The 24,330-nt window shown below is 59.4% G+C and carries 21 protein-coding genes and 2 pseudogenes; 16 read left to right on the forward strand and 7 right to left on the reverse strand.

Annotated features, from left to right (window positions below):
- Nucleotides 1-118: 118 nt before the first annotated feature.
- Nucleotides 119-2,857, reverse strand: a complete 2,739-nt coding sequence (gene secA, locus K5K95_RS02045) for a preprotein translocase subunit SecA (RefSeq protein WP_222588183.1) — start codon at nt 2,855-2,857, stop codon at nt 119-121.
- Between the two features lie 307 nt (nt 2,858-3,164).
- On the opposite strand from secA, the gene K5K95_RS02050 reads away from it, so the two are divergent.
- Complete coding sequence (locus K5K95_RS02050; protein WP_090187471.1) at nt 3,165-3,620, forward strand: DUF721 domain-containing protein; 456 nt, start codon at nt 3,165-3,167, stop codon at nt 3,618-3,620.
- 120 nt (nt 3,621-3,740) lie between these two features.
- Here K5K95_RS02050 and K5K95_RS02055 read toward each other — a convergent pair whose 3' ends face one another.
- Nucleotides 3,741-5,228 carry a helicase HerA-like domain-containing protein gene (locus tag K5K95_RS02055; protein WP_222588184.1) on the reverse strand — a complete coding sequence of 496 codons (1,488 nt, stop codon included), beginning with the start codon at nt 5,226-5,228 and terminating at the stop codon, nt 3,741-3,743.
- Between the two features lie 330 nt (nt 5,229-5,558).
- On the opposite strand from K5K95_RS02055, the pseudogene K5K95_RS33465 reads away from it, so the two are divergent.
- The 5 genes and pseudogenes from K5K95_RS33465 to K5K95_RS02075 all read left to right on the forward strand — a co-directional run.
- Nucleotides 5,559-6,398, forward strand: a pseudogene (locus K5K95_RS33465) (cache and HAMP domain-containing protein); the annotation flags it as partial.
- 141 nt (nt 6,399-6,539) lie between these two features.
- Nucleotides 6,540-7,304 carry a methyl-accepting chemotaxis protein gene (locus K5K95_RS33470; protein WP_405046053.1) on the forward strand — a complete coding sequence of 255 codons (765 nt, stop codon included), beginning with the start codon at nt 6,540-6,542 and terminating at the stop codon, nt 7,302-7,304.
- Nucleotides 7,305-7,452: 148 nt separating this feature from the next.
- Nucleotides 7,453-8,574 carry a glycosyltransferase family 4 protein gene (locus K5K95_RS02065; RefSeq protein ID WP_222588186.1) on the forward strand — a complete coding sequence of 374 codons (1,122 nt, stop codon included), beginning with the start codon at nt 7,453-7,455 and terminating at the stop codon, nt 8,572-8,574.
- On the forward strand, nt 8,567-9,343 hold the full coding sequence (locus tag K5K95_RS02070; protein ID WP_222588187.1) for a DUF2334 domain-containing protein: 777 nt from the start codon (nt 8,567-8,569) through the stop codon (nt 9,341-9,343). Before K5K95_RS02065 ends, K5K95_RS02070 begins: the two co-directional genes overlap by 8 nt.
- A complete protein-coding gene (locus K5K95_RS02075; protein WP_222588188.1) occupies nt 9,340-10,335 on the forward strand; it encodes a YbhN family protein in 996 nt (331 codons plus the stop codon). Before K5K95_RS02070 ends, K5K95_RS02075 begins: the two co-directional genes overlap by 4 nt.
- Here the strand turns inward: K5K95_RS02075 and K5K95_RS02080 are convergent.
- Both K5K95_RS02080 and purU read right to left on the reverse strand, forming a co-directional pair.
- Nucleotides 10,322-10,504 carry a hypothetical protein gene (locus tag K5K95_RS02080; RefSeq protein ID WP_222590503.1) on the reverse strand — a complete coding sequence of 61 codons (183 nt, stop codon included), beginning with the start codon at nt 10,502-10,504 and terminating at the stop codon, nt 10,322-10,324. The two genes, K5K95_RS02075 and K5K95_RS02080, sit on opposite strands and share 14 nt — an antisense overlap.
- An 86-nt stretch (nt 10,505-10,590) precedes the next feature.
- On the reverse strand, nt 10,591-11,439 hold the full coding sequence (gene purU / locus K5K95_RS02085) for a formyltetrahydrofolate deformylase (RefSeq protein ID WP_222588189.1): 849 nt from the start codon (nt 11,437-11,439) through the stop codon (nt 10,591-10,593).
- Between the two features lie 338 nt (nt 11,440-11,777).
- Between purU and mvaT the strand changes: the two genes are divergently transcribed.
- The gene (mvaT, locus tag K5K95_RS02090) at nt 11,778-12,155 is read left to right on the forward strand and encodes a histone-like nucleoid-structuring protein MvaT (protein WP_007933316.1); all 378 of its coding nucleotides are present in this window, start codon (nt 11,778-11,780) and stop codon (nt 12,153-12,155) included.
- A 99-nt stretch (nt 12,156-12,254) separates the two neighbouring features.
- Here mvaT and sbcB read toward each other — a convergent pair whose 3' ends face one another.
- Nucleotides 12,255-13,685: an exodeoxyribonuclease I gene (gene sbcB, locus K5K95_RS02095; RefSeq protein ID WP_222588190.1), complete on the reverse strand. Its 1,431-nt coding sequence runs from the start codon at nt 13,683-13,685 to the stop codon at nt 12,255-12,257.
- A gap of 182 nt (nt 13,686-13,867) precedes the next feature.
- Here sbcB and K5K95_RS02100 point away from each other — a divergent pair, with 182 nt between their 5' ends.
- From K5K95_RS02100 to K5K95_RS32965, 8 genes and pseudogenes are all read left to right on the forward strand, one after another.
- Nucleotides 13,868-14,593, forward strand: a complete 726-nt coding sequence (locus K5K95_RS02100; RefSeq protein ID WP_222588191.1) for an RDD family protein — start codon at nt 13,868-13,870, stop codon at nt 14,591-14,593.
- The gene (locus tag K5K95_RS02105; RefSeq protein ID WP_222588192.1) at nt 14,590-15,567 is read left to right on the forward strand and encodes a stage II sporulation protein M; all 978 of its coding nucleotides are present in this window, start codon (nt 14,590-14,592) and stop codon (nt 15,565-15,567) included. The genes K5K95_RS02100 and K5K95_RS02105 overlap by 4 nt, the downstream gene beginning before the upstream one ends.
- The gene (locus tag K5K95_RS02110; protein WP_222588193.1) at nt 15,554-17,098 is read left to right on the forward strand and encodes a DUF4129 domain-containing protein; all 1,545 of its coding nucleotides are present in this window, start codon (nt 15,554-15,556) and stop codon (nt 17,096-17,098) included. Before K5K95_RS02105 ends, K5K95_RS02110 begins: the two co-directional genes overlap by 14 nt.
- The gene (locus K5K95_RS02115; protein WP_222588194.1) at nt 17,095-18,258 is read left to right on the forward strand and encodes a DUF4350 domain-containing protein; all 1,164 of its coding nucleotides are present in this window, start codon (nt 17,095-17,097) and stop codon (nt 18,256-18,258) included. Before K5K95_RS02110 ends, K5K95_RS02115 begins: the two co-directional genes overlap by 4 nt.
- Nucleotides 18,255-19,256 carry an AAA family ATPase gene (locus K5K95_RS02120; RefSeq protein WP_090187506.1) on the forward strand — a complete coding sequence of 334 codons (1,002 nt, stop codon included), beginning with the start codon at nt 18,255-18,257 and terminating at the stop codon, nt 19,254-19,256. The genes K5K95_RS02115 and K5K95_RS02120 overlap by 4 nt, the downstream gene beginning before the upstream one ends.
- On the forward strand, nt 19,253-20,584 hold the full coding sequence (locus K5K95_RS02125) for a DUF58 domain-containing protein (protein WP_222588195.1): 1,332 nt from the start codon (nt 19,253-19,255) through the stop codon (nt 20,582-20,584). The genes K5K95_RS02120 and K5K95_RS02125 overlap by 4 nt, the downstream gene beginning before the upstream one ends.
- Nucleotides 20,585-20,721: 137 nt before the next feature.
- On the forward strand, nt 20,722-20,940 hold the full coding sequence (locus K5K95_RS02130; protein ID WP_222588196.1) for a hypothetical protein: 219 nt from the start codon (nt 20,722-20,724) through the stop codon (nt 20,938-20,940).
- A gap of 255 nt (nt 20,941-21,195) precedes the next feature.
- Nucleotides 21,196-21,575, forward strand: a pseudogene (locus tag K5K95_RS32965) (DUF6124 family protein).
- A gap of 110 nt (nt 21,576-21,685) precedes the next feature.
- On the opposite strand, the gene K5K95_RS02140 reads toward K5K95_RS32965, so the two are convergent.
- A complete protein-coding gene (locus K5K95_RS02140) occupies nt 21,686-22,045 on the reverse strand; it encodes a PilZ domain-containing protein (RefSeq protein ID WP_222588198.1) in 360 nt (119 codons plus the stop codon).
- A 237-nt stretch (nt 22,046-22,282) separates the two neighbouring features.
- Nucleotides 22,283-22,666 carry a tetratricopeptide repeat protein gene (locus K5K95_RS02145; protein ID WP_222588199.1) on the reverse strand — a complete coding sequence of 128 codons (384 nt, stop codon included), beginning with the start codon at nt 22,664-22,666 and terminating at the stop codon, nt 22,283-22,285.
- A 175-nt stretch (nt 22,667-22,841) separates the two neighbouring features.
- Between K5K95_RS02145 and pyk the strand changes: the two genes are divergently transcribed.
- Nucleotides 22,842-24,293 carry a pyruvate kinase gene (pyk, locus tag K5K95_RS02150; RefSeq protein ID WP_090187526.1) on the forward strand — a complete coding sequence of 484 codons (1,452 nt, stop codon included), beginning with the start codon at nt 22,842-22,844 and terminating at the stop codon, nt 24,291-24,293.
- Nucleotides 24,294-24,330: the final 37 nt, after the last annotated feature.

Raw genomic sequence — 24,330 nt, forward strand, 5'->3', positions numbered from 1 at the left:
GCGCTCCTTAATAAATGATGTCAGCACCGCTTTCAGGAAGAACGGTGGTTTAAATGGCAAAACGCCGCGACGGCTAATGCCGGTCGCGGCGCGGGTATTTCAGCGATTGAAACGGGTTTTACTGGATCTGCCCGTGGCAATGCTTGAATTTCTTGCCCGAACCGCAGTAGCACAGTTCGTTACGGCCCAGCTTCTGTTCGTTGCGGACCGGGGCGGTGGCGAGGGCTAAATCAACCTCTTCACCGATCAGTTCCGGTTGCGCTTCCAGGCCAGGAGCCTCGGCGTGTTCGAACTGCATGCGGGCGGCCAGTGCTTCGGCTTCCTGACGCAGGCGTTGCTCTTCGGCCTCCGGATCTTCGCGGCGAACCTGAACGTGCGACAGCACACGGATCGAGTCGCGCTTGATCGAATCCAGCAGCTCGGAGAACAGCGTGTACGACTCGCGCTTGTACTCTTGCTTCGGGTTCTTCTGCGCATAACCACGCAAGTGGATGCCGTGACGCAGGTGATCCATGGTCGACAGGTGGTCTTTCCACAAGTCATCCAGCACACGCAGAACGATTTGTTTCTCGAAGGTGCGCAGCGCTTCGGCGCTCGCCTGCTCTTCTTTCTCGTTGTACGCGGCCAGCAATTCGTTCAGCAGCTTCTCGCGCAGGGTCTCTTCATACAGGTGATCGTCTTCGTCGAGCCATTTCTGGATCGGCAACGCCACGCCGAAGTCGTTCTGCAACGCTGCTTCCAGACCGGCCACGTCCCACTGCTCAGGCAGCGATTGCGGTGGAATGTGCGCGCTGACGGTTGCGTTGAGCACGTCCTGACGGAAGTCGGCGATGGTCTCGCCGATGTTGTCGGCAGCCAACAAACTGTTACGCATGTGATAGATCACTTTACGCTGTTCGTTGTTGACGTCGTCGAACTCAAGCAATTGCTTACGGATGTCGAAGTTGCGACCTTCAACCTTGCGCTGAGCCTTCTCGATGGCGTTGGTCACCATGCGGTGCTCGATCGCTTCACCGGACTGCATGCCCAACGCCTTCATGAAGTTCTTCACCCGGTCAGAGGCGAAGATGCGCATCAGGCTGTCTTCCAGGGACAGGTAGAAACGGCTGGAACCGGCGTCACCCTGACGACCGGCACGACCACGCAACTGGTTGTCGATACGGCGCGATTCGTGACGCTCGGAAGCGATCACCTGCAAGCCGCCCGACTCCAGCACTTGCTGGTGACGTTTCTGCCAGTCGGCCTTGATCTGGGCAATCTGCTCAGGGGTCGGGTTTTCCAGGGAGGCAACTTCAACTTCCCAGTTACCGCCCAACAGGATGTCGGTACCACGACCGGCCATGTTGGTGGCGATGGTCAATGCGCCCGGACGACCGGCCTGAGCAATGATCTCGGCTTCTTTTTCGTGGAACTTGGCGTTCAGGACCTTGTGTTCGATGCCTTCTTTCTGCAGCAGCGCAGACATGTGCTCGGACGTTTCGATGGTTGCAGTACCCACCAGCACCGGACGGCCCAGGGTCATGCATTCCTTGATGTCATTGATGATCGCCGCGTATTTCTCTTCGGCGGTCAGGAACACCAGGTCGTTGTAGTCTTTACGCGCCAGCGGCTTGTTCGGCGGGATAACCATCACCGACAGACCGTAGATCTGGTGGAATTCGAACGCTTCGGTGTCGGCAGTACCGGTCATGCCGGACAGCTTGTTGTACAGACGGAAGTAGTTCTGGAACGTGGTCGACGCCAGGGTCTGGCTTTCGGCCTGGATGTTCAGGTTTTCCTTCGCTTCGATCGCCTGGTGCAGGCCTTCGGACAGACGGCGACCCGGCATGGTACGACCGGTGTGTTCGTCGACCAGGACAACCTGACCGTCCTGCACGATGTATTCGATGTTGCGATGGAACAGCTTGTGCGCACGCAGACCGGCATAAACGTGGGTCAGCAGGCCCAGGTTGTGCGCCGAGTACAGGCTCTCGCCCTCGGCCAGCAGACCGATACGGGTGAGCATTTCTTCGACGTACTGGTGGCCGGCTTCGTTGAGTTCGACCTGACGGGTCTTCTCGTCGACGGTGTAATGGCCGGCCTTGGTGACGACGCCTTCCACTTCTTCGACGTGCAATTCCAGCTGCGGGATCAGTTTGTTGATCTCGATGTACAGCTTGGAGCTGTCCTCGGCCTGACCGGAAATGATCAGCGGGGTACGGGCTTCGTCGATGAGGATGGAGTCGACTTCGTCGATCACGGCAAAATTGAGTTCGCGCTGGAATTTTTCTTCCATGCTGAACGCCATGTTGTCGCGCAGGTAGTCAAACCCGAATTCGTTGTTGGTGCCGTAGGTGATATCGGCAGCGTAAGCCAGGCGTTTCTCTTCCGGCGGCTGGAATGGCGTAACCACGCCGACCGTCATGCCGAGGAATTCGTAGAGCGGACGCATCCAGTTGGCGTCGCGTCGGGCCAGGTAGTCGTTCACCGTCACAACGTGCACGCCCTTGCCGGACAGCGCATTGAGGTAAACACCCAGTGTTGCCACCAGGGTCTTGCCTTCACCGGTACGCATTTCCGCGATCATGCCTTCGTGCAAGGTCATGCCGCCGATCAGCTGGACATCGAAGTGACGCATACCCATGACGCGCTTACCGGCTTCGCGGGCGACCGCAAAGGCTTCTGGCAGCAGCTTGTCGAGGGTTTCCCCTTTGGCGATGCGGGCCTTGAACTCATCTGTCTTGGCACGCAATTGATCGTCCGAAAGGGCCACCATTTGCTCTTCGAAGGCATTGACGAGTTGCACCGTCTTGAGCATGCGTTTGACTTCACGCTCGTTCTTGCTTCCAAAAAGTTTCTTTAACAAAGGCGCAAACATATCGGCAGGATCTTCCACACTAAAGGGATGGAGGGCGGCCCCGTGAGTCGCCCGTGCAGCCCTCATGGCCGCATGCGAACGAGCATTCTACCCGGAAACGATGGTGAGGAAAGTGGCGTTGTTCCACGATGCATGCACTGCGCTATGACGGGGCTCACTTAAAATAAGGGCTTTTTGCTCAACTTCAAGCCATTCACGGCAGAAGTTACTTGTTGATTTAATGGGTAAAGCGCGCGCAAAGCAATGGGTCGGGTGCAGGGAGCGCTTTCTGCTACCATGGCAGCTCTGTTACTTCAGGTGTCTGATCATGGCATTTCGCCCTCTTACGGCCAGAGCACCCGCCGTTCTGCTTCGCGAAGCCAAACCGCTGAAAGCCATCTTCGGCCACGCTCAACGCCTGGGTCATTTACAACGTCTGCTCGAAAGCCAATTGCAGCCCGCCGCTCGCGAGCACTGCCATGTGGCGTCGTGGCGCGAAGGCAGTTTATTGCTGATCGTCACCGACGGCCATTGGGCAACCCGCCTGCGCTACCAGCAAAAGCGTCTGCAACGACAGTTACAGATGTTTGATGAGTTCGCCAGCCTGACGCGAATTTTGTTCAAGGTGCAGCCGCCGACCGTTCAGCAAGGCGCGGCAGGCCATACCATCAGTTTGTCGACCGATGCCGGCGCGACCATTCAGGCCACGGCGGACGGAATCAGCGATCCGAATCTGCGGGCAGCACTGGAACGACTGGCGGCGCACGCCAAACCCAAGGACTGACATCGAACCCCTGTGGGAGCGGGCTTGCTCGCGAAAGCGGTGTGTCATTTAACAATGATTTCGACTGACACACCGTCTTCGCGAGCAAGCCCGCTCCCACATTTGGACCGTGCCCACTGATTAGCGGCGTTTGCTGCCTCCCAGCAGCGACCCCATCAAACCACGTACCAGTTGTCGGCCCAATTGATTGGCCGCCTGGCGCATCGCCGATTTAAGCGCCTGCCCCGCCGCCGTCCCGAGGAATTCCCCGGCCTTATCGGTAAAACTCGGTTCCTCCTGCGCAGGTTTGCCCGGCACGGCCTCGGGCTCCGGCGCCAGTCCTTTGCGGCCCATCAATATTTCATACGCCGACTCCCGATCGATCGGCTTGTCATACCGTCCCTTGAACGGCGACCCGGCGATCAGCATCGTGCGCTCGGTTTCAGTCAACGGCCCGATCCGCGATTGCGGCGGCGCAACCAATACACGCTGGACCATCTCCGGCGTGCCTTTGTCCTGCAACGTGCCGACCAGCGCCTCGCCGATTCCCAGCTCAGTCAGCACCGACAAGGCGTCAAACGCAGGGTTCGGCCGGAAGCCATCGGCCACCGCCCGCAGGGATTTCTGTTCTTTGGCCGTGAATGCGCGCAGACCGTGCTGGATACGCAGGCCAAGTTGGGCCAGCACGTCGTCCGGCAAATCGCCCGGCGACTGGGTGACGAAATACACGCCCACCCCTTTCGAACGAATCAGCCGCACCACTTGCTCCAGACGATCCTGCAACGCCTTGGGCGTGCCAGCGAACAATAAATGGGCCTCGTCGAAAAACAGCGCCAGCAGCGGTTTATCAGCATCGCCGCGCTCGGGCAGTTGCTCGAACAGTTCTGCCAGCAACCACAGCAGGAACGTCGCATACACCTTCGGCGCCTCGTGAACCAGACGACTGGCATCCAGCAGGTGAATGCGCCCGCGCCCGTCGACCGTCGGCTGCAGAATGTCTTCCAGTTGCAGCGCCGGCTCACCGAACAGCGCTTCGGCGCCCTGTTGTTCCAGCGTCGCCAGACGCCGCAACAATGCCTGGCTGGAACCGGTGGTCATCAACGCCGCATCGTCCCCGAGCATTTCGGGATGGTCACGCAGGTGATTGAGCAGCGCCTTCAAATCCTTGAGGTCCAGCAGCAACAGCCCTTCGCGGTCCGCGACCTTGAAAGCCGCGTACAACGCCGACTGCTGGCTGTCGGTCAGTTCCAGCAGGCTGCCGATCAGCAGCGGGCCCATTTCGCTCAAAGTCGTGCGCAATGGATGACCGGACTCACCGTGAATGTCCCACAAGGTGACCGGATAGGCCGCCGGCTTATGGTTCAGCCACGGCATCCCGGCGATCCGCTCGGCGATTTTGCCTTGCGGGTTGCCGGCAGCCCCCAGGCCACACAGGTCGCCCTTGATGTCTGCCGCAAACACTGCCACGCCCGCATCGCTGAAGGCTTCGGCGAGGCGCTGCAACGTGACGGTTTTACCGGTCCCGGTCGCGCCCGCGATCAGACCGTGACGATTGGTCAGGCGCATGGCCTGAGCGACAGGCTGGCCGGCAAGGTCGGCTCCGATAACGAGTTGCGATGAGTCAGGCATTTTGTCACCCATGGTTAATCTTTGATCCTGCATGGCCGATACAAATAGTTGTGAGACCAATACGAAACAAGCGTCGGTAATTCCCTAAGGAGAGGACGGAAATATCAGCTTTTTCAACATTGCCCAGTTTGCGTGCCTTTATAAAAGCACGCTCAGGACATAAAGACCTTAGCGGAACCCCAAGCCATGAACAAAAACCTGCGCTTCAGCCACAAAATTTTGCTTGCCGCCGCCCTCATCGTTATTGCCGCTTTTGCCTCGTTCACCTTGTACAACGACTATTTACAGCGCAATGCGATCCGCAGGGATCTGGACAACTATCTGCAAGAGATGGGCAGAGTCACCGCCAACAACATTCAAACCTGGCTGGCCGGTCGCAGCCTGCTGATCGAAAACATGGCGCAAACCGTTGCGCTGAACCCCGAAACGGGCAACGTCTCCAAGCTGCTTGAACAAAAAGCTGTGACGTCGACCTTCATGGGTGCCTACCTGGGCAACAAGGATGGTTCTTTCATCATCCGCCCCGACAGCAAGATGCCCGACGGCTATGACCCGCGCGCTCGCCCTTGGTACAAGAGCGCCCAGAGCGCCAGCGGTTCTGCCCTGACCGAACCGTATATCGATCTGGCGTCCGGCCAGCTAGTGATTTCCATCGTTAACAGCGTCCTCAAGGACGGCCAGAACATTGGCGTGGTCGGTGGCGACCTGAGCCTGCAAGTGATCACCGACAGCCTCAACGCACTGGACTTCGACGGCATGGGCTATGCGTTCCTCGTGAGCGCCGATGGCAAGATTCTGGTCCATCCAGACAAGGCGCTGGTGATGAAGACCTTGAAGGATGCCTACCCGCAAGACACCCCGACAATCGGCAGTCAAACGAACGAAATCCAGGTCGACGGCAAAACCCGCATCGTGACTTTCACCCCGATCAAGGGGCTGTCCTCGGTCAACTGGTATATCGGCCTTTCCGTGGACAAGGGCAAAGCCTTTGCCATGCTCAGCGAGTTCCGCACCTCGGCCATTATCGCGACCGTCATTGCCTTGGCCATTATCATCGCCTTGCTCAGCATGCTGATTCGCATCCTGATCCAGCCGTTGCACGTCATGACCCGAGCCATGGAAGACATCGCCGACGGTGAAGGCGATCTGACCAAGCGCCTGACAATCCAGAATAACGACGAATTCGGCGTGCTCGGCACCGCGTTCAACCGCTTTGTGGAACGTATTCACGGCTCGATCCGCGAAGTGTCCTCGGCCACCGGCCAGGTCAACGAAGTCGCGCTGCGCGTGGTGGCGGCGTCGAACTCGTCGATGTTCAACTCCGACCAGCAAGCTTCGCGCACCAGCAGCGTGGCCGCCGCCATCAACGAGCTGGGTGCCGCGGCTCAGGAAATCGCCCGCAACGCCGCCCAGGCTTCCAGCCAGGCCAGCGATGCCCGTAGCCTGGCCGAAGACGGCCAGCAAGTGGTGGATCGCAGCATCAAAGCGATGAATCAGCTGTCGAGCATGCTCAGCGCTTCGAGCACCAACATCGAATCGCTGAACAGCAAGACCGTGAACATCGGGCAGATTCTCGAAGTGATCACCAGCATTTCCCAGCAAACCAACTTGCTGGCGCTCAACGCCGCCATTGAAGCGGCCCGTGCCGGTGAAGCCGGCCGTGGTTTTGCCGTGGTGGCGGATGAAGTGCGCAACCTCGCCCACCGCACGCAGGAATCGGCCCAGCAGGTGCAAACCATGATCGAGGAGCTGCAAGTCGGCGCCCGGGAATCGGTCAGCACCATGAGCGACAGCCAGCGCCACAGCCAGGACAGCGTGGAAATCGCCAACCTGGCGGGCGAGCGCCTGAACAGCGTGACTCAGCGCATTGGCGAGATCGACGGGATGAACCAGTCGGTGGCCACTGCAACTGAAGAGCAGACTGCTGTAGTGGAGTCGATCAACGTCGACATCACCGAGATCAACACGCTGAACCAGGAAGGCGTAGAAAACCTGCAGGCGACCTTGCGGGCGTGTTCGGACCTGGAGCAGCAGGCGGCGCGTCTTAAGCAGTTGGTGGGTAGTTTCCGTATCTGACGCGCTCTCACTGACCTCATCGCGGGCTTGCCCGCGATAGCGGTCTGTAATACACCGCAAAAACCTCGCCGGTCCCCACGCCACAAAACCCCAAACGAACATCTATCCTTCATTAAGGTCAACCAAGGGAGAACAACGGACCGGAGGGATGCTCATTGTGCATATCGCGGACATAACCATGTTCTACGCCCCGGCCAGCGGTGGCGTGCGCACGTATCTGGATGCCAAGCACCGGCGCCTGAGCATCAAGCCGGGTATTCGCCACAGTCTGCTGATCCCGGGCGCTCATTTGAGTGAACAGGATGGCGTTTACAAGGTTCCGGCTCCGGCCCTGCCCTTCGGCAAGGGTTATCGCTTCCCCCTCCGCCTGGCCCCATGGCGAAATGTCTTGCAAGTCTTGCAGCCCGATCTGATCGAAGTCGGCGATCCGTACCTGACGGCGTGGGCGGCGCTGGATGCCCGTCGGCAACTGGACGTGCCGGTGATCGGTTTCTACCACTCGGACCTGCCGTTGCTGGCCAGAAATCGAATGGGCAATTGGGTGACCCCCAATGTCGAAGCCTACGTCAGCAAACTGTATGGCAACTTCGACCGGGTCCTGGCGCCAAGCCAGGTCATGGCTGACAAGTTGATCGGCCTGGGCGTGAAGAATGTGTTCGTGCAGCCCTTGGGCGTCGACCTACAGACCTTCAATCCCGGCGCCAGGGACCCCGGCCTGCGCGCCGAATTGGGCATCGATGAAGACACCCATCTGCTGATCTTCGCCGGCCGTGGCTCCAAGGAAAAAAACCTGCCGGTCCTGCTGGCGTGCATGAAGCGCCTGGGGCCTCGTTATCACCTGCTTCTGGTCGGTTCCTCGATGCCCGCCGTGGTGCCGGACAACGTGACCGTCGTCGACGAATTCTGCCCGGCCACGCAAGTCGCGCGCTTGATGGCCAGCGCCGATGCGCTGCTGCATGCCGGCGATCAGGAAACCTTCGGCCTGGTGATTCTCGAAGCCATGGCCAGCGGTATTCCGGTCGTAGCGGTCGCCGCCGGGGCCTTTCGGGAAATCGTTACCGACGCTTGCGGCTTGCTGTGCACGCCTAACAATCCTCAGGCGATGGCCAACGCTGTGCGCGAACTGTTCAGCCAGGGCAGCGCTGCGCTGGGCAAACGTGCCCGCAGTCATGTCGAACAGCATTACGCCTGGGACACCGTGGTCAACAGTCTGTTGGGCCACTATCACGCAGTTCTCGGCAGCCAATGGCCGCTGACCGCCAATGGTTGAACCCATGAACCCGCCCAGCCTGCTACTCGTGCTGCACGACGTCGCGCCGCAAACCTGGACCGACTACCAACCTTTTGTCGAAGCCGTCGATGCCTTGGGCAAGGTGCCGATGACCTGGCTTGTGGTGCCCGACTTTCACAGGCATAACAATCTCGACGCCCATCCAGGCTTCAGGCGCTTGCTCACCCACCGAGTCGCCCGAGGTGACGAGCTGGCATTGCACGGCTACTTTCATTGCGACGAAGGCCCATCCCCCGGCAACCCCAGAGACTGGTTCATGCGCAGGATCTATACCCACGAAGGCGAGTTTTACAGCCTGTCGCAAGCCGCCGCCCTCGCCCGTCTGCGCGCGGGAATCGAGGTATTCCATCGCTATCAATGGCCGCTGGAAGGCTTTGTCGCCCCGGCGTGGCTGATGAGCGAAGGCACTCGTCAGGCGCTGCGCCAGTTACCCCTCAAGTACACCAGCGATCCACAGCATCTCTATCGCCTGCCGGATTTCACTGCCATCGATGCTCCCGGTCTGGTCTGGAGTGCGCGCAGCGCCTGGCGTCGAGGCTTGTCAAAAGTTCTCAGCGACCAACGCGCGCAGCAATGGCGGCAAGCGCCCGTGATTCGACTCGGCGTGCATCCGGTGGACATGCGCCACCCGTTTTCACGTAATTATTGGCTGCAGACCCTCAAGCGCCTGCTGGATGAGGGGCGCGTGCCGATGACCAAAGCCCAATGGCTCTCGTTGCAAAGTGATCGTATCGGTCGCGTCGCATGAGTCGCGGGATTCTGCTGTTTCTCGCCCTGCTTGCCGCAGTGCTGATTCCATTGTTGCTCGGCGGCAACCAGACATGGTCGCGCCTGCAAAACTTCCCGTTGAATGAATTGCTGATCATGTTCGGCATGATCTTTCTGTGCTGGGGGGTCAACACCCTGCGCTTGCGCCTGTTGCTGGGCGATCAATGCGACAAGGTCACAAAGATCAGAAGCCTGGGCGTGGTCATGGCGGCGGAGTTTGCCTATTGCGCCACCCCCGGCGGCAGCGGCGGACCGCTGACCATCATGGCGCTGCTGGCGCGTAACGGCGTGCGGCCGGCAAGGGGCAGCGCCGTGTTCGCCATGGATCAACTGAGCGACCTGCTGTTTTTCCTCTGTGCATTGAGCGCGATTCTGATTTACGCGCTGTTCCAGCACCTCAGCGAACGCCTGGAGTGGCTGCTGACCGTCAGCGCCATCTCGATGTTCGGCGGGCTGTTCAGCTGCCTGATGGTCGCCCGCTACCATCGACCACTGATTCGACTGAGCGGGCGGTTGCTCGTCCGCCTGAATGTCAAAGGCACCACACGCCTGCGCTGGGCGCGAAAACTCCTGCACTTCCTGGCGGCGTTCACTGACACGTTGAAGTTGCCGTGGCAGACGCTGATCAAAGTGTTTGCCCTGACCTGCGTGCATTGGCTCCTGCGTTACAGCGTGCTGTATCTGGCGTTGCGCGGACTCGGCGCGGATTTGCAGTGGGCCTGGTGCTTTCTGATCCAGATGCTGTCGCTGAGTGCGGGGCAGTTCAGCCTGCTGCCGGGCGGGGCCGGTGCAGCGGAATTAACGTCGGCGGCGCTGTTGGCGCCGATGGTGGGCAAGTCCACCGCGGCGGCGGCCATTCTGATCTGGCGTGCGGTCACTTATTACTTTTACCTGGTGGTGGGTGGCCCGGTGTTTTTGCTGATGTTGGGCCGACCGCTGCTGAAGAAGCTGATGAGGTTCAAGCAGGCTTAGGCGTGTCTTCGGCTTCTTGTTGCAATTGCTCCCACAACTCGGCGGCACCGGGAAACTCCGTGCCGTCTTCGGGGCTCATGTCATCCGGGTCGTAGCGACTCAAACACCCTTCTCCCAATGTGGCGGGAGCCTTGGAAGTGGCTTTGTCGAGTGGATCGGCCATGGTCATGGTCATGTCCTCAGTGCTGAAACGGCGAAGGGCCTGAAGCGATTGAACGCCCAGGCCCTTCGAATTTCAACCGTATTGTGTGGCGGTCAGAAGACCACGGTTTTGTTGCCGTGTACCAGAACCCGATCTTCCAGGTGATAACGCAGACCGCGGGCCAGCACCATTTTCTCGACGTCACGGCCGAACCGCACCATGTCTTCGATGCTGTCACTGTGGCTGACACGTACCACGTCCTGCTCGATGATCGGACCGGCGTCCAGTTCTTCGGTCACGTAGTGGCACGTCGCGCCGATCAACTTCACGCCACGCATGGAAGCCTGGTGATACGGCTTGGCCCCAACGAACGACGGCAGGAAGCTGTGGTGAATATTGATGACCTTGTGCGCATATTCACGGCACAACTCAGGCGGCAGGATTTGCATGTAACGGGCAAGTACCACCACTTCAGCGTCATGCTGTTTGACCAGGCGCGAGACTTCGACGAAGGCCGGTTCCTTGTCCTGCGGATTGACCGGTACGTGGTAATAAGGAATGCCGTGCCACTCGACCATGCTGCGCAAGTCGTCATGGTTGGAAATGACGCAGGAGATTTCGCAGTCCAGTTCATCGCTGTGCCAGCGGTGCAGCAAGTCCGCCAGGCAGTGGGATTCACGGCTGGCCATCAACACCACGCGCTTCTTCTGCGCGGTATCGGTGATGCGCCAGTTCATCGAGAACTCTTGGGCAATCGGTGCGAACGCTTCGCGAAAGGCTTCGATACCGAAAGGCAACGAATCGGCACGAATCTCGTGACGCATGAAGAACCAGCCGTTCTGATTGTCAGAGTGATGGCTCGCTTCCGTGATCCAGCCGTTATGTGACGCCAGAAAGTTACTGACTTTAGCAACGATGCCGACGCGGTCCGGGCAAGCAATCACCAGCCGAAAAGTGCGCATGAGGGTAAAACTCCAGAACTTCGCAAAGGCGGCCATTCTAGCGATTGCGCAGCAAAACTGCAGTATTGATGACACGTTCGCGTACGCAGGCCAGTGGAACAGGTTCAATCAGCCCTTCGCCTGCCCGCGCGATGGTGTTCTTGCACGCACTCTTCAAGAGCACAATTGTGAATATCTGTGATGACCGCATCACACTTTTAACTGCACCTGAAACTCGCGTCCTAATCCCCGCAACTAATTTAAGTAAAACACCGGTTAAATGTTTACTTGATGAAACACCCTGACTATTATTGCGGCACTGTCACCTGCCATCCAGCGCTAAACATAAGGTAGTCCCCATGTCCTTGATCAACGAATACCGCGCCACCGAAGAAGCTATCAAAGAGCTGCAAGCCCGTTTGAAGAACCTGTCCCAAGACGACAAACTGCAAACCGAGCTGGAATTCGAAGGCAAACTGCGCACCCTGATGGGCGAATACTCCAAGTCCCTGCGTGACATCATCGCGCTGTTGGATCCAGAATCCAAAACCAAGGCTCCACGCGGTGGCGCAGTAAAAACTACTGGCACCAAACGTGCCCGTAAAGTTAAGCAATACAAAAACCCGCACAACGGCGAAGTCATCGAAACCAAAGGTGGCAACCACAAGACTCTGAAAGAGTGGAAAGCCAAGTGGGGCGGTGACGTGGTGGAAGGTTGGGCTACTCTGCTGGGCTAAGCCGCAGAGTTTGTCAAAGACTTATCCGCGACAAAAAATAACGCCAGCAGATGCTGGCGTTTTTTTATGTCCGCAATTCAGGCTGCGGTCTTTTCGTTTTCAAAGATTTAAACGTTTGCGTAATCCCTGGACATAATTCTGCCATTCATTGAGCACCTCCCGCTGAAACGATGTAGCGGTAATTGCCAATTGGGCAGCAGCCTCCATGAAAGTTTGCAGCGTATTTGGCGCCCCCCACTCAGGATCTGACAGACGTTGCTGACAGAATATTCGCCAGCGCTCTTGCTCCTCGAAATTCAACGTATCAGGGAAGTTACGTGCGCGATAACGAAACAACAATTCAGGCAAACGTTCGTCATCGAAAGGCCATTGCTCTTGTGATAATTGGACAGGGTCGGCCGCTCGGACTTGCTCGCATAGACGCCGATCCCGATCACCGATAAAACCATCGTATAACTGTTGTTCGGGGTCCTGGCTCTGCGTGAAGTCTTCGCCGGCATAAATCGCCAGTAACTTATCCCGCCAAACCTGTTGTGCGTCACTTAGCCGCAGCACGCGCTCCTGATAAAGCGCCATGTCCAGCCCCAGGCGCTGTTGATCGTCTGGACGCAGCACCGACAACGGCGCCACCACCGGGCACTTGTTGATATGGATGAGCTTGAGCGGTACCGGCAGTTCACCTTCGGCCAGGTCATCGCGACGGGTATACAGCCGCTGACGCAAGGCGTCGGCATCCAGATCGAGCAACCCCTGGGGATCGAGGTGCAGGTCACAGACAATCAATGCGTTCTTGTTGCGTGGATGCCAGGCCAGCGGCAACACCACACCGACGTAACTTCGCGCGGCCGAGAAACGCCCGGAGATATGCACCATCGGCTGCAACAGGCGAATCTGGTCCATGACCTTTTGTTTGCCGCGCAACTGAAACAGCCAGTCATACAACTTCGGCTGCTTTTCACGAATCAGGCGCGCCAGCGCGATGGTGGCGCGAACGTCCGATAACGCCTCGTGGGCACTGCCGTGGTCAATGCCATTGGCAGCGGTCAGTCGTTCAAGCTTGAGGGTGACCCGCCCTTCCTCATCGGTTGGCCAGACGATGCCGTCGGGGCGCAACGCATACGCCGCCCGCACCACGTCGATCAGGTCCCAGCGACTGTTACCGCCCTGCCACTCACGGGCATACGGGTCGAAAAAATTACGATACAGGCTATAACGCGTCATCTCGTCGTCGAAACGCAGCGTGTTGTACCCCGCCCCGCACGTCCCCGGTGCAGCGAGCTGTGCGTGCACCCGGGTCATGAAGTCGGCTTCGCGCAAACCCTGTTCGGCCAACTGGCCTGGGGTAATGCCGGTGATCGCGCAGGCGGCCGGATGCGGCAGGATGTCTTCACTGGGCTGGCAAAAGAGGTTGACCGGTTCGTCTATTTCATTGAGATCGAAGTCGGTGCGAATCCCCGCCACCTGCAGCGGGCGGTCGCATCGCGGATTGATGCCAGTGGTTTCGTAGTCGTACCAGAAGATCGAGGTCACGGGCTGTTCCTGAACTGAAGATCGGCAAAGTCTAGGCGTTCACATCCCGCCCCGGCCAGTAATCTTGTCATTCAATCACCTCTGCCTACTTACCGTGCAATACATAGTTATGTCGTTTCCCCCCGAGAGGCTGCTAGCATCGGACGAACATCGAATCCCGAACAGGTCACATAAGGTTGCCCATGCTCGAGACCACAGCACTGCAAAGGAAAGCGACGCTGTCCCCGCCACTGGACACGCGGTATCAGGTCGAAACGCCCGAAGGCATCGACTTGCCACTGCGCCCGGCCGGGTTGATGGTCCGTGCGCTGGCCTTCGCCATCGACCTGGGCCTGCGCGGACTGATCCTCGGCATCCTGTTTGTCGTGTTGGCGTTTCTGGGAAAACTCGGCGCAGGGCTTGGCTCGATTCTGTTGTTCGCGGTGAGCTGGTGGTACATGGTGCTGTTCGAAGTACTCAACCAGGGTCGCTCACCGGGCAAACAATGGATGGGATTGCGCGTGGTGCACGACGACGGCACGCCGGTCGGCTGGTCCGCTTCGCTGCTGCGCAACCTGTTGCGATTCGTCGACCTGCTCCCCTTCGGCTATTTCCTCGGGGCCATCTGCTGCCTGCAACATCCCACCTTCAAACGCCTCGGAGACCTGGCCGCCGGCACGCTGGTGATTTACCGCGAGCAACCGCTTGCCCGTCCGCAACTGCCGGATGCGCCTCCCCTACGCCCGGCGTTTGCACTGACGCTGATCGAGCAACGCGCCATCCTCGGTTTCGCCGAGCGCCAAGGCGAACTCTCGGCGGCACGGGTCAATGAACTGGCGTCCATCCTCGCCCAGCCGTTGCAGGTGTCGGAGCCGCGGGCCGTGGCCGAACTCAATGGCATTGCCCGTGGTTTGTTGGGTCCGGCATGAAGCAGAGTCTTTTCGAAAATCGTCACCAGGCCGAATGGACGCAGTTTTCGCTGATGCTCGAGCAATTGGAGCGTGGCAAGGAAACCACCCGAATCGCCAGCTTCCCCAAAGACTATCGACGCCTTTGCCACCAGTTGGCGCTGGCTCAGGAACGCGGCTACAGCAGTTTCCTGATCGACTCGTTGCAGCAACAGGTGCTGCGCGGGCATCAGCAACTGTATCGGCATCGCAGTCGACTGGGCGCCAACGTCCTGGGCTTCATCCTGGCCGATTTCCCGCGACTGGTGCGCGAGCAATGGCGCTTCGTACTCGCCGCTGGCCTGATGTTTTTCGGCAGCCTGATCGGCTTCGCGCTGTTGGTGTATCTGTTCCCGGACCTCGTCTACAACCTGATCCCGGCTGAGCAGGTCAGCGAGATGCAAAGCATGTACGACCCCGTCGCCGGCCATCTGGGCCGTTCGGCGCAGCGTGCGGCCAGTGAAGACTGGGTGATGTTCGGTTACTACATCATGCACAACATCGGCATCGCCTTTCAGACCTTCGCCAGCGGAATACTGTTTGGCCTGGGCAGCGTGTTTTTCCTGTTCTTCAATGGGCTGATGATCGGGGCCGTGGCCGGGCATTTGACGCACATCGGCTATGGGCAAACCTTCTGGTCGTTCGTCATCGGGCACGGTGCCTTCGAACTGAGCGCCATCGCCCTGGCCGGTGCCGCCGGCCTGCAACTGGGCTGGGCCTTGATTGCACCGGGACGCCTGCCCCGCGCCGAAGCATTGCGACTGGCGGCGCGCAAAAGCGTGTTGCTGATCTGCGGCGTCATGCTGTTTCTATTGATTGCGGCGTTTATCGAAGCGTACTGGTCATCAATGACCGCGCCGGCCCCCATGACCAAATACCTGGTCGGCGCGGCGCTATGGGTGTTGATGGCGACGTATCTGCTGTTTGCCGGACGGACCCGCCATGCGCCTGAGTGACGCCACGGTCGTGATCCGCCCCCGCTCGACATGGGAAGCCATGGACCTGGGCGTCCTGTTGAGCCAGCGCCATCGACGCTTGCTGATGACCAGCTGGGCCATCGTCACCTTGCCGGTCTTCGCCCTGCTCACCGTGTTTCTGTGGGATTCACCGTCCCTCGCGCTGTTCATCTTCTGGTGGCTCAAACCGGCCTTCGAACGACTGCCGTTGTACATCCTGTCGAGCGCAATGTTCGGTGAAACGCCGACCTTGAAACAGGCGCTGCGCCAGTGGCCGCGCCTGCTCAAACCACAATTGCTCGCCAGCCTGACCTGGCGACGGCTAAGCCTGAGCCGCAGTTTTCTGATGCCGGTGGTGCAACTCGAAGGCCTGGGGGGCGAAGCACGCCAACAACGTTTAAGCGTGCTGCTGCAGCGCAACGCTGGCGCCGCGCAATGGTTGACGATTATTGGCGTGCACCTGGAAAGTGCGCTGTGGATTGGTTTGCTGGTGCTGTTCTACATGCTCCTGCCACAACAGGTCGAACTGGACTGGGGATGGCAAACCCTGATTACCGCCGCCGTGCAGGAATGGCGATGGCTGGAGCACCTGACCAATACCTTTTACGTGCTGGTGCTGATTGTCTGGGAGCCGGTTTATGTGGCCTGTGGTTTCAGCCTTTACCTGAATCGACGCACGTCGCTGGAAGCCTGGGACATCGAACTGGTGTTCCGCCGACTGCGCCAACGCCTCATGAGTACGGCAGTCACATTGCTGCTGGCCGCGATGATGCTGGTGCCGGCTGCACAGAACGTCTGGGCCGACGAGCCGGCTATTACGCCGGACAGCCCGCGCCTGCTGGATCAACCGCTGACCAGCCAGGCCTCCAAAGACAGCATCAAAACCCTCCTCGCCCAGCCCCCGTTCAAGAATAAGGAAACGGTCACCCGCTATCGATTTGGCGAAGACGAACCTGGCCGCCAAAACCCGAACGACGGCAAGACACCTGACTGGTTGAAAGCGCTGGCCAGTCTGTTCGACAGCCAGCGTTTCGGTTTTCTCGCCAACCTGATCGAAGTGCTGCTGTGGGGCGCCGTGATGGGGGCCGTCGGTTTGCTGATCTGGCGTTACCGCGACTGGTTGCAGACGTTCGTCAGCCGTCGACCACAGATAAACCGCCGGGTTGCGCGTGCCGTGCCGCAACGCGCTTTCGGCCTGGAGTTGAATCGCGAAACCCTGCCCGCCGACATTGCAGCCAGCGCCGAAAGTCTCTGGCCGGACAACCCGCGCGCCGCCCTCGGGTTGCTGTATCGCGCCCTGCTCAGCCACCTGTTGCATGAGCACAACATGGCGCTAAAAGCGGCCGACACCGAAGGCGAAGTGCTGCAGCGCGTCGCGCAACTGCATCAACCAGCCTTGCTCGCTTTCAGCAAAACCCTGACCTTGCACTGGCAAAACATGGCCTACGGGCATCGACTGCCACCCGCGCACTTGCAGCAGGAACTGTGTGATGGCTGGCGCGCATTGTTCGGCCCGGGAGCAGTCCGTTGAGCCGGCGTTTGTGGTTCGGTGGCGGCGCGCTTATCGCCCTGCTGCTTGGCGCGCTGAGCCTCTATCTGTACTTCAAGGCCACGCCTTATCAGGTAGAAATCGATCACGGTCCATCCCCCGAAGCCCAGGCAAATCCGTATCTGGCCGCCGAGTATTTCCTGCGCCAACAGGGCTTGAGCGTCAGTCACGCCAACAGCCTCGACATCTTGCCGATCCTCGATCCACGTCAACACAGCCTGTTGTTGCTCGGCGATCGCGCGAACATGTCGCCGCGCCAGATTGATCAGGTGTTGAACTGGACCCGGGCCGGCGGACGTCTTTTGTTTGTGGCCCAATCCGTGTGGGATGAAAAAACTGGCCAGAGCAACGACCTGCTGCTTGATCGCGTGCAGTTGCACCAGTTGCTGAGTAAAGACCTCAAGGCACCGCCGCCGGACGTCCTCGACGACCCCTACCCCAAACTGACCAAGCTGTATCTGGAGGATGAAACAGCTCCGGCTTACGCCAGCTTCGACACCGCGTTCCATCTCGAAGACCCGAAAAACCTCGCGCAAGCCTGGGCCAACAGTGCCAAGGCCACACACATGATGCAGCTGAACCACGGCCTCGGCTCGATCACCGTGGTGACCGATGCCGACCTGTGGAAAAACCCGGCCATCGAACAGTATGACAACGCCTGGCTGCTCTGGTACCTGACCGCAGACACGAGCGTGACACTGCTGTTCAATACCGATCACGACAGCTTGCCGACCTTGCTATTGCGCAACTTCCCCCAGGCACTGGTAGCGCTCATTGCCCTGATCGGTCTTGGGATCTGGCGCGTCGGGGTCCGTCATGGTCCGCTGCTGGAACCGGCACCCAAAGCCCGCCGACAACTTCAGGAACACCTGCGCGCCAGCGCCGATTTCATCCTGCGCCGCAGCGGTCAGCACACCCTGTTGCAAGCCTTGCAGCAAGACATCCTGCGCCGTGTCCGTCACCGCCACCCCGGTTATGAACAACTCGGCGTCGCCGAACAATGGCTGGTGCTCGCACGCCTGACCGGCCAACCCACACGCGCCATCAGCCAGGCCATGAGCCCGCGACCGAAGCAGCGGCTGTCCAGCGCTGAATTCAGCCGTCAGGTCGCCCACCTGCAAACCTTGAGGAACACGCTATGAGTCAACAGATCGAGCCTGGCAGCGCGACCCACGCCGCCCAGCAACGCCAGCGCGCCAGTCAGTTGGCCCAAGCGGTCAGAACTGAATTGCGCAAAGCGGTGATCGGCCAGAATACCGTGATCGATGACGTCCTCACCGCACTGATCGCAGGCGGCCATGTGCTGCTCGAAGGCGTGCCGGGGCTGGGCAAGACATTGCTGGTGCGGGCGCTGGCCCGTTGCTTCGGTGGCGAGTTTGCGCGCATCCAGTTCACCCCCGACCTGATGCCCAGCGACGTCACCGGGCATGCGGTCTACGACCTGAACACCGAGCAGTTCAAATTGCGCAAAGGCCCGCTGTTCACCAACCTGCTGCTGGCCGACGAAATCAACCGCGCCCCGGCGAAAACCCAGGCTGCGCTGCTCGAAGCCATGCAGGAACGCCAGGTCACCCTCGAAGGCCGCGCCCTGCCCATCGCGCAACCGTTCATGGTCCTTGCCACGCAGAACCCCATCGAACAGGAAGGCACTTACCCGTTACCGGAAGCCGAGCTCGACCGCTTCATGCTCAAGGTCCGCATGGATTACCCCGACACCGAGCAAGAGCTGGACATGGTTCGCCAGGTCAGTCGCTCGACCCGCGCCGACATGCTCGACGTGCAACCGTTGCGCACCGTGTTGCAAGCCAAGGACGTGCTGGCCTTGCAACGCATCGCCAGCGATCTGCCGCTGGACGATCAGGTGCTCGATTACGCCGTGCGTCTGGCGCGCACCACCCGAACCTGGCCGGGCTTGACCCTCGGCGCCGGGCCACGAGCGTCCATCGCCCTGGTGCGTTGCGCTCGCGCCCGTGCGCTGCTGCGCGGTGGCGACTTCGTGATTCCCGATGACATCAAAGGCTGCGCCCTCGCGGTGCTGCGCCACCGGGTGCGGATTGCCCCGGAGCTGGACATCGAAGGGCTGGACGTCGATCAGGTGCTCAAGCAACTGCTCGACCAAGTGTCGGCGCCGCGTTTGTGAAACCGTCACGCTTGCTGTTGATCTGGCTCGCGATTCTGCTGGGCATCGGCATTGTGCTTGGCACCTTGCGGGCGCTGGAATACGACGTGCCTTCCACCCTGCTGTCGATCAACTGGGGACTGCTCCTGGCTTTGCTGGCACTGGCCGTTCTCGACGCCGTTCGCCTCAAGCGCCTGCCATCACCGCGCATCCAGCGACAAATGCCCGGCAGCCTCGCACTGGGTCGATGGAGCGAAGTGCGCCTGGAAGTCGAGCATGACTTTGCTTACTCACTGAACATTCAGATTTTCGACCACGTCCCTGACGGCCTGAGCTTTGAACACCTTCCCCTGTCGGCCGAATTGCAACCCGGTCTACAGAGCCAGATCGGCTACCGACTGCGTCCGCTCAAACGCGGCCACTTCAGCTTCGAACACTGCGAAATCAACCTGCCGAGCCCCATGGGGCTGTGGTCCGACAAACGCCTGCTCACCCTGCTCGACCACACCCGCGTCTACCCCGACTTCGCCCGCCTCTACGGCGGCGAACTGCTGGCGGTGGACAACTGGCTCAGCCAGCTCGGCGTGCGCCAACGACAACGTCGCGGCCTGGGCCTGGAATTCCATCAACTGCGCGAATTCCGCGAAGGCGACAGCCTGCGCCAGATCGACTGGAAAGCCACCGCCCGCCAACGCACCCCCATCGCCCGCGAGTACCAGGACGAACGCGACCAACAGATCATCTTCATGCTCGATTGCGGCCGGCGGATGCGCAGCCAGGATGGCGAACTCGCGCATTTCGATCACGCACTCAACGCCTGCCTGTTGCTCAGCTACATCGCCCTGCGCCAGGGTGATGCCGTCGGCCTCAGCACCTTCGCCAGCGACCAACCGCACTACCTCGCCCCGGTCAAAGGCACGGGCCAGCTCAACGTGTTGCTCAACACCGTCTACGACCTCGACAGCACACAACGCCCCGCCGACTATCAGGCTGCCGCCACACAGCTACTGGCCCGACAAAAACGCCGGGCGCTGGTGGTACTGGTCACCAACCTGCGGGATGAAGACGACGAAGAACTGCTGACCGCCGTCAAACGCCTGAGCAAACTGCATCGGGTGTTGGTGGCGAGCCTGCGTGAAGACTTGCTCGACAATCTACGGCACACGCCCGTGCAAACTTTGCCGGAGGCGCTAACCTATTGCGGGACGGTGGACTATTTGAATGACCGGGCGCAGCTCCATGAGCGGTTGAAGGCTCATGGAGTGCTGGTGGTGGATGCTCGGCCCCAGGAGTTGGGCGCCGAGTTGGTGACGCGGTATTTGGGTTGGAAGAAGGCAGGAATTATGTAATAGCGATACGTTGAGGTGCTCGTTCCTTAATGATAAACAAGGTGAAAATGGCCCTCGGCACTACAGAATAGCCGCTGCTGATACAGCTCTCGGTGAATGAAAATCCGACTTACCAAATAGTTAGTAAGGAATAAATCATGGACGATAAACAGCTCATCGCCTCACTGCTAAACAAAATCAACCACAGCCAATTGGCTTTGAGCGCTGCGATAGACGAGCTCTCTATCTGGGCTGAGAAGCAAGGCGCCATCGCCGTCGCAGGTAACATAAGAGATGCGCTGGAAACAGTGGATCAAAACCAAGAGTTTATTTCTTTGGCCTTACTATCTATTTCAAGTGACTTCCAAGGAGAGTAGCTATTCAAGCTTTCTAAACCTTTTACCTAAAGCTAGGAGTGACGCCGTAGAAAGCGATGCTTTGCAGTGGCTAATGCTCATGGTCATGGTCAAAGCCTGCATTCACTCCGGTCCTACATGTGGCCGTACAACGGCTACATCATCAGGCGCTTCTGCCTACAACATGTGATGCCCTTGACTGACTTCGGGCGAACGCCAACCCGATTTAAGGTTCTCCTATCGCAATTCAACAGCGATCCATAAGGAGTTAACCCAATGTCAAAGGCTATACCTGTCCCATCCGAGCCTCCACGCTCGCCGCATGCCATTTTAAATCCAAAAAAACTTCATGCCGCCGCCCAAAAAGCTCTTAACCACTATCTCAATCAAACATTAAATCGTCCCTTGCTAACGAACGCACCACCGAGGAACGCTCCATGAAGATGTTTACCGTTGTCCCTGATGCCAAAACTGAAGCCCTGACCATCGAGACTTACGAAACCTTTTCCTCGGTCAGCATCCTGCTGCTCGACCTCGCTGAAAGCCTGGACGACAAGCAGCGGCATCTAGCGATGGCGATTTATCGGATGAGTGAGTTGGGGTTGATGCTGGTGGAGCGCTCGCTGGATAACGAGCAGGCAATCAAGGAGACGTAAGGCGCCAGATCAAAAGATCGCAGCCTCGTTGCACTCGACAGCTCCTACAGGATGTATGCGATATCCCAGTAGGAGCTGTCGAGTGCAACGAGGCTGCGATCTTTTGCTTGTCAGGCCGAAGCTGGCAACGACTGGAAGCTGAAATACTGCTTCAACGCCTGCATCAACTGCTCATACTCCGGCGGTGCCCGTTGCAGGCTGAACCCGGCGTCGTAGTGGTGCGGCGTGGTGTCTTCATGGCACCACAGGCAACACGCCGTCAGGTCGATGACCTGCTGGCAGCCGTTGCCTGCGGGGATTTTTAATCGCAGATCAAAGTCGGCGCCCACCATCATCGGCAACTGGCTGATAAGCATCAATCCGTCTGCGGACACGTTGCCCAGGAAGCCGATGGGTTTGTCGGTGACACTGTTGAACACTCTCAGAAAATACGGCAGTTGATGCCGCTCGATCCGGCGGTCGGTGAACATGCGCAAATGGCCCAGCAAGGCCCTTAAGCAGGGCCGCACTAATGCTTCGGAACGGGCCGGTTTTTTTCAAAGCCTGGCACGCTCTACCCGATCCCGGTGCGTCAGTTCATCAAACCGCTGACGCTTACTCCTGCCGATCACAGGTGTGACCTCGGTTTAGAGGCAAGGCTCTAAAACCGATCCATTGGACTATAGCTCACCGACGTCAGCAGGCCAGCCTCTGCATGATCTGCGTCATCAGAACTGGGACGGTCGAACGGTCGCCGCGCCGCGCGTCGGGTAATGACCCAGGCTCTGCAAGGTTTCCAGACGTGCACGGGCGCGGTAGGCGTATTCGCTTTGCGGGTACGACGCCATGATGAACTGATAGGTCTGCGCCGCATCGATGAACAGCTTCTGTCGTTCCAGGCACTGGCCGCGCATCATCGACACTTCCGGCCACACATAAGGCCGCGCGCGGCTGGAGCGTTCGACTTTCGACAGTTCGAGCATGACCTGCTCGCAATTGCCGCGATCGTATGCGCTGTAGGCGTTATTCAAATGGTGGTTCATCGACCAACGGGCGCACCCCGTCACACTGAGAACGCTGAGGGCAAGGGCGGCAATGGGCACGAATCGCATGGGGAATCTCCTGTCTTGAGCTCTGTATCGACCCGGTGCGTGAAATCTTCAGGAATGTTCGTTTCAATAAACAAGCGAATAACAAAGCTCTTCACAAAAAGTAGTGCAAACGAACAATGACTACACCCCGAGACCATAGTAGCCTCACTCAGCGCTTGAACTCAGGAGTCTTTGAATGTCCGTCCGTCGCACCAAAATCGTCGCTACCCTTGGCCCGGCCAGTAACTCGCCGGAAGTTCTCGAACAGCTGATTCTGGCTGGCCTGGACGTCGCCCGCCTGAACTTCTCCCACGGCACCCCCGACGAGCACAAGGCTCGCGCGAAGCTGGTGCGGGACCTCGCCGCCAAGCACGGGCGCTTCGTTGCCCTGCTGGGTGACCTGCAAGGCCCGAAAATCCGTATCGCCAAATTCGCCGGCAAGAAGATCGAGCTGAAGATCGGTGATCAATTCACCTTCTCCACCAGCCATCCTCTGACCGAAGGCAACCAGCAAGTGGTCGGCATCGACTACCCGGACCTGGTCAAGGACTGCGGCGTGGGCGACGAGCTGCTGCTCGACGACGGCCGCGTGGTGATGCGCGTCGATACCGCCACTGCCACCGAACTGAACTGCACCGTACTGATCGGCGGCCCGCTGTCCGACCACAAAGGCATCAACCGTCGCGGCGGTGGCCTGACGGCTCCAGCCCTGACCGAGAAAGACAAGGCCGACATCAAGCTCGCCGCCGAGATGGAAGTCGACTACCTCGCCGTGTCTTTCCCGCGTGACGCCGCCGACATGGAATACGCCCGTCAACTGCGCGACGAGGCCGGCGGTACTGCCTGGCTGGTGGCGAAGATCGAACGCGCCGAAGCCGTGGCCGACGATGAAACCCTCGACGCGCTGATCCAGGCGTCCGACGCGGTCATGGTGGCCCGTGGTGATTTGGGTGTGGAAATCGGCGACGCCGAGCTGGTGGGCATTCAGAAGAAAATCATTCTGCACGCACGCCGCCACAACAAGGCTGTGATCGTTGCGACCCAGATGATGGAGTCGATGATCCAGAACCCGATGCCGACTCGCGCTGAAGTGTCCGACGTGGCCAACGCCGTGCTCGACTACACCGACGCCGTAATGCTGTCGGCGGAAAGTGCTGCCGGTCTGTATCCGCTGGAAGCTGTGCAGGCGATGGCGCGCATCTGCGTCGGCGCTGAAAAGCACCCGACCAGCAAGACCTCCAGCCACCGCATCGGCAAGGTCTTCGAAAGCTGCGACCAGAGCATCGCGCTGGCGGCCATGTACACCGCCAACCACTTCCCGGGCGTGAAGGCGATCATCGCCTTGACCGAAAGTGGCTACACGCCGTTGATCATGTCGCGCATCCGTTCTTCGGTGCCGATCTACGCCTTCTCCCCGCACCGCGAAACCCAGGCCCGCGCGGCCATGTTCCGTGGCGTCTACACCGTACCGTTCGACCCGGCTTCCTTGCCGCCTGAGCAAGTCAGCCAGGCCGCGGTGGACGAGTTGCTCAAACGCGGCGTAGTCCAGCAAGGCGACTGGGTCATCCTGACCAAGGGCGACAGCTACCACACCATCGGCGGCACCAACGGGATGAAAATCCTGCACGTTGGCGACCCGATGGTCTGATTGACCGGTTGCTGAAATAGAAAAGCCCCGCCATGTG

This window comes from Pseudomonas sp. DR48 (genome assembly GCF_019823085.1).
Classification (GTDB): Bacteria; Pseudomonadota; Gammaproteobacteria; order Pseudomonadales; family Pseudomonadaceae; genus Aquipseudomonas.

Bases quoted from the DNA above. Each gene is read 5' to 3' on its own strand.
- K5K95_RS02065 (WP_222588186.1), top strand. From the start codon at position 7,453: ATGCTCATTGTGCATATCGCGGACATAACCATGTTCTACGCCCCGGCC.
- pyk (WP_090187526.1), top strand. From the start codon at position 22,842: ATGTCCGTCCGTCGCACCAAAATCGTCGCTACCCTTGGCCCGGCCAGT.
- K5K95_RS02105 (WP_222588192.1), top strand. From the start codon at position 14,590: ATGAAGCAGAGTCTTTTCGAAAATCGTCACCAGGCCGAATGGACGCAG.
- K5K95_RS02100 (WP_222588191.1), top strand. From the start codon at position 13,868: ATGCTCGAGACCACAGCACTGCAAAGGAAAGCGACGCTGTCCCCGCCA.
- K5K95_RS33470 (WP_405046053.1), top strand. From the start codon at position 6,540: ATGTTCAACTCCGACCAGCAAGCTTCGCGCACCAGCAGCGTGGCCGCC.
- K5K95_RS02070 (WP_222588187.1), top strand. From the start codon at position 8,567: ATGGTTGAACCCATGAACCCGCCCAGCCTGCTACTCGTGCTGCACGAC.
- K5K95_RS02110 (WP_222588193.1), top strand. From the start codon at position 15,554: ATGCGCCTGAGTGACGCCACGGTCGTGATCCGCCCCCGCTCGACATGG.
- secA (WP_222588183.1), bottom strand. From the start codon at position 2,857: ATGTTTGCGCCTTTGTTAAAGAAACTTTTTGGAAGCAAGAACGAGCGT.
- K5K95_RS02050 (WP_090187471.1), top strand. From the start codon at position 3,165: ATGGCATTTCGCCCTCTTACGGCCAGAGCACCCGCCGTTCTGCTTCGC.
- K5K95_RS02130 (WP_222588196.1), top strand. From the start codon at position 20,722: ATGGACGATAAACAGCTCATCGCCTCACTGCTAAACAAAATCAACCAC.
- K5K95_RS02140 (WP_222588198.1), bottom strand. From the start codon at position 22,045: ATGTTCACCGACCGCCGGATCGAGCGGCATCAACTGCCGTATTTTCTG.
- K5K95_RS02120 (WP_090187506.1), top strand. From the start codon at position 18,255: ATGAGTCAACAGATCGAGCCTGGCAGCGCGACCCACGCCGCCCAGCAA.
- mvaT (WP_007933316.1), top strand. From the start codon at position 11,778: ATGTCCTTGATCAACGAATACCGCGCCACCGAAGAAGCTATCAAAGAG.
- K5K95_RS02075 (WP_222588188.1), top strand. From the start codon at position 9,340: ATGAGTCGCGGGATTCTGCTGTTTCTCGCCCTGCTTGCCGCAGTGCTG.
- K5K95_RS02055 (WP_222588184.1), bottom strand. From the start codon at position 5,228: ATGCCTGACTCATCGCAACTCGTTATCGGAGCCGACCTTGCCGGCCAG.
- purU (WP_222588189.1), bottom strand. From the start codon at position 11,439: ATGCGCACTTTTCGGCTGGTGATTGCTTGCCCGGACCGCGTCGGCATC.
- K5K95_RS02080 (WP_222590503.1), bottom strand. From the start codon at position 10,504: ATGACCATGGCCGATCCACTCGACAAAGCCACTTCCAAGGCTCCCGCC.
- K5K95_RS02145 (WP_222588199.1), bottom strand. From the start codon at position 22,666: ATGCGATTCGTGCCCATTGCCGCCCTTGCCCTCAGCGTTCTCAGTGTG.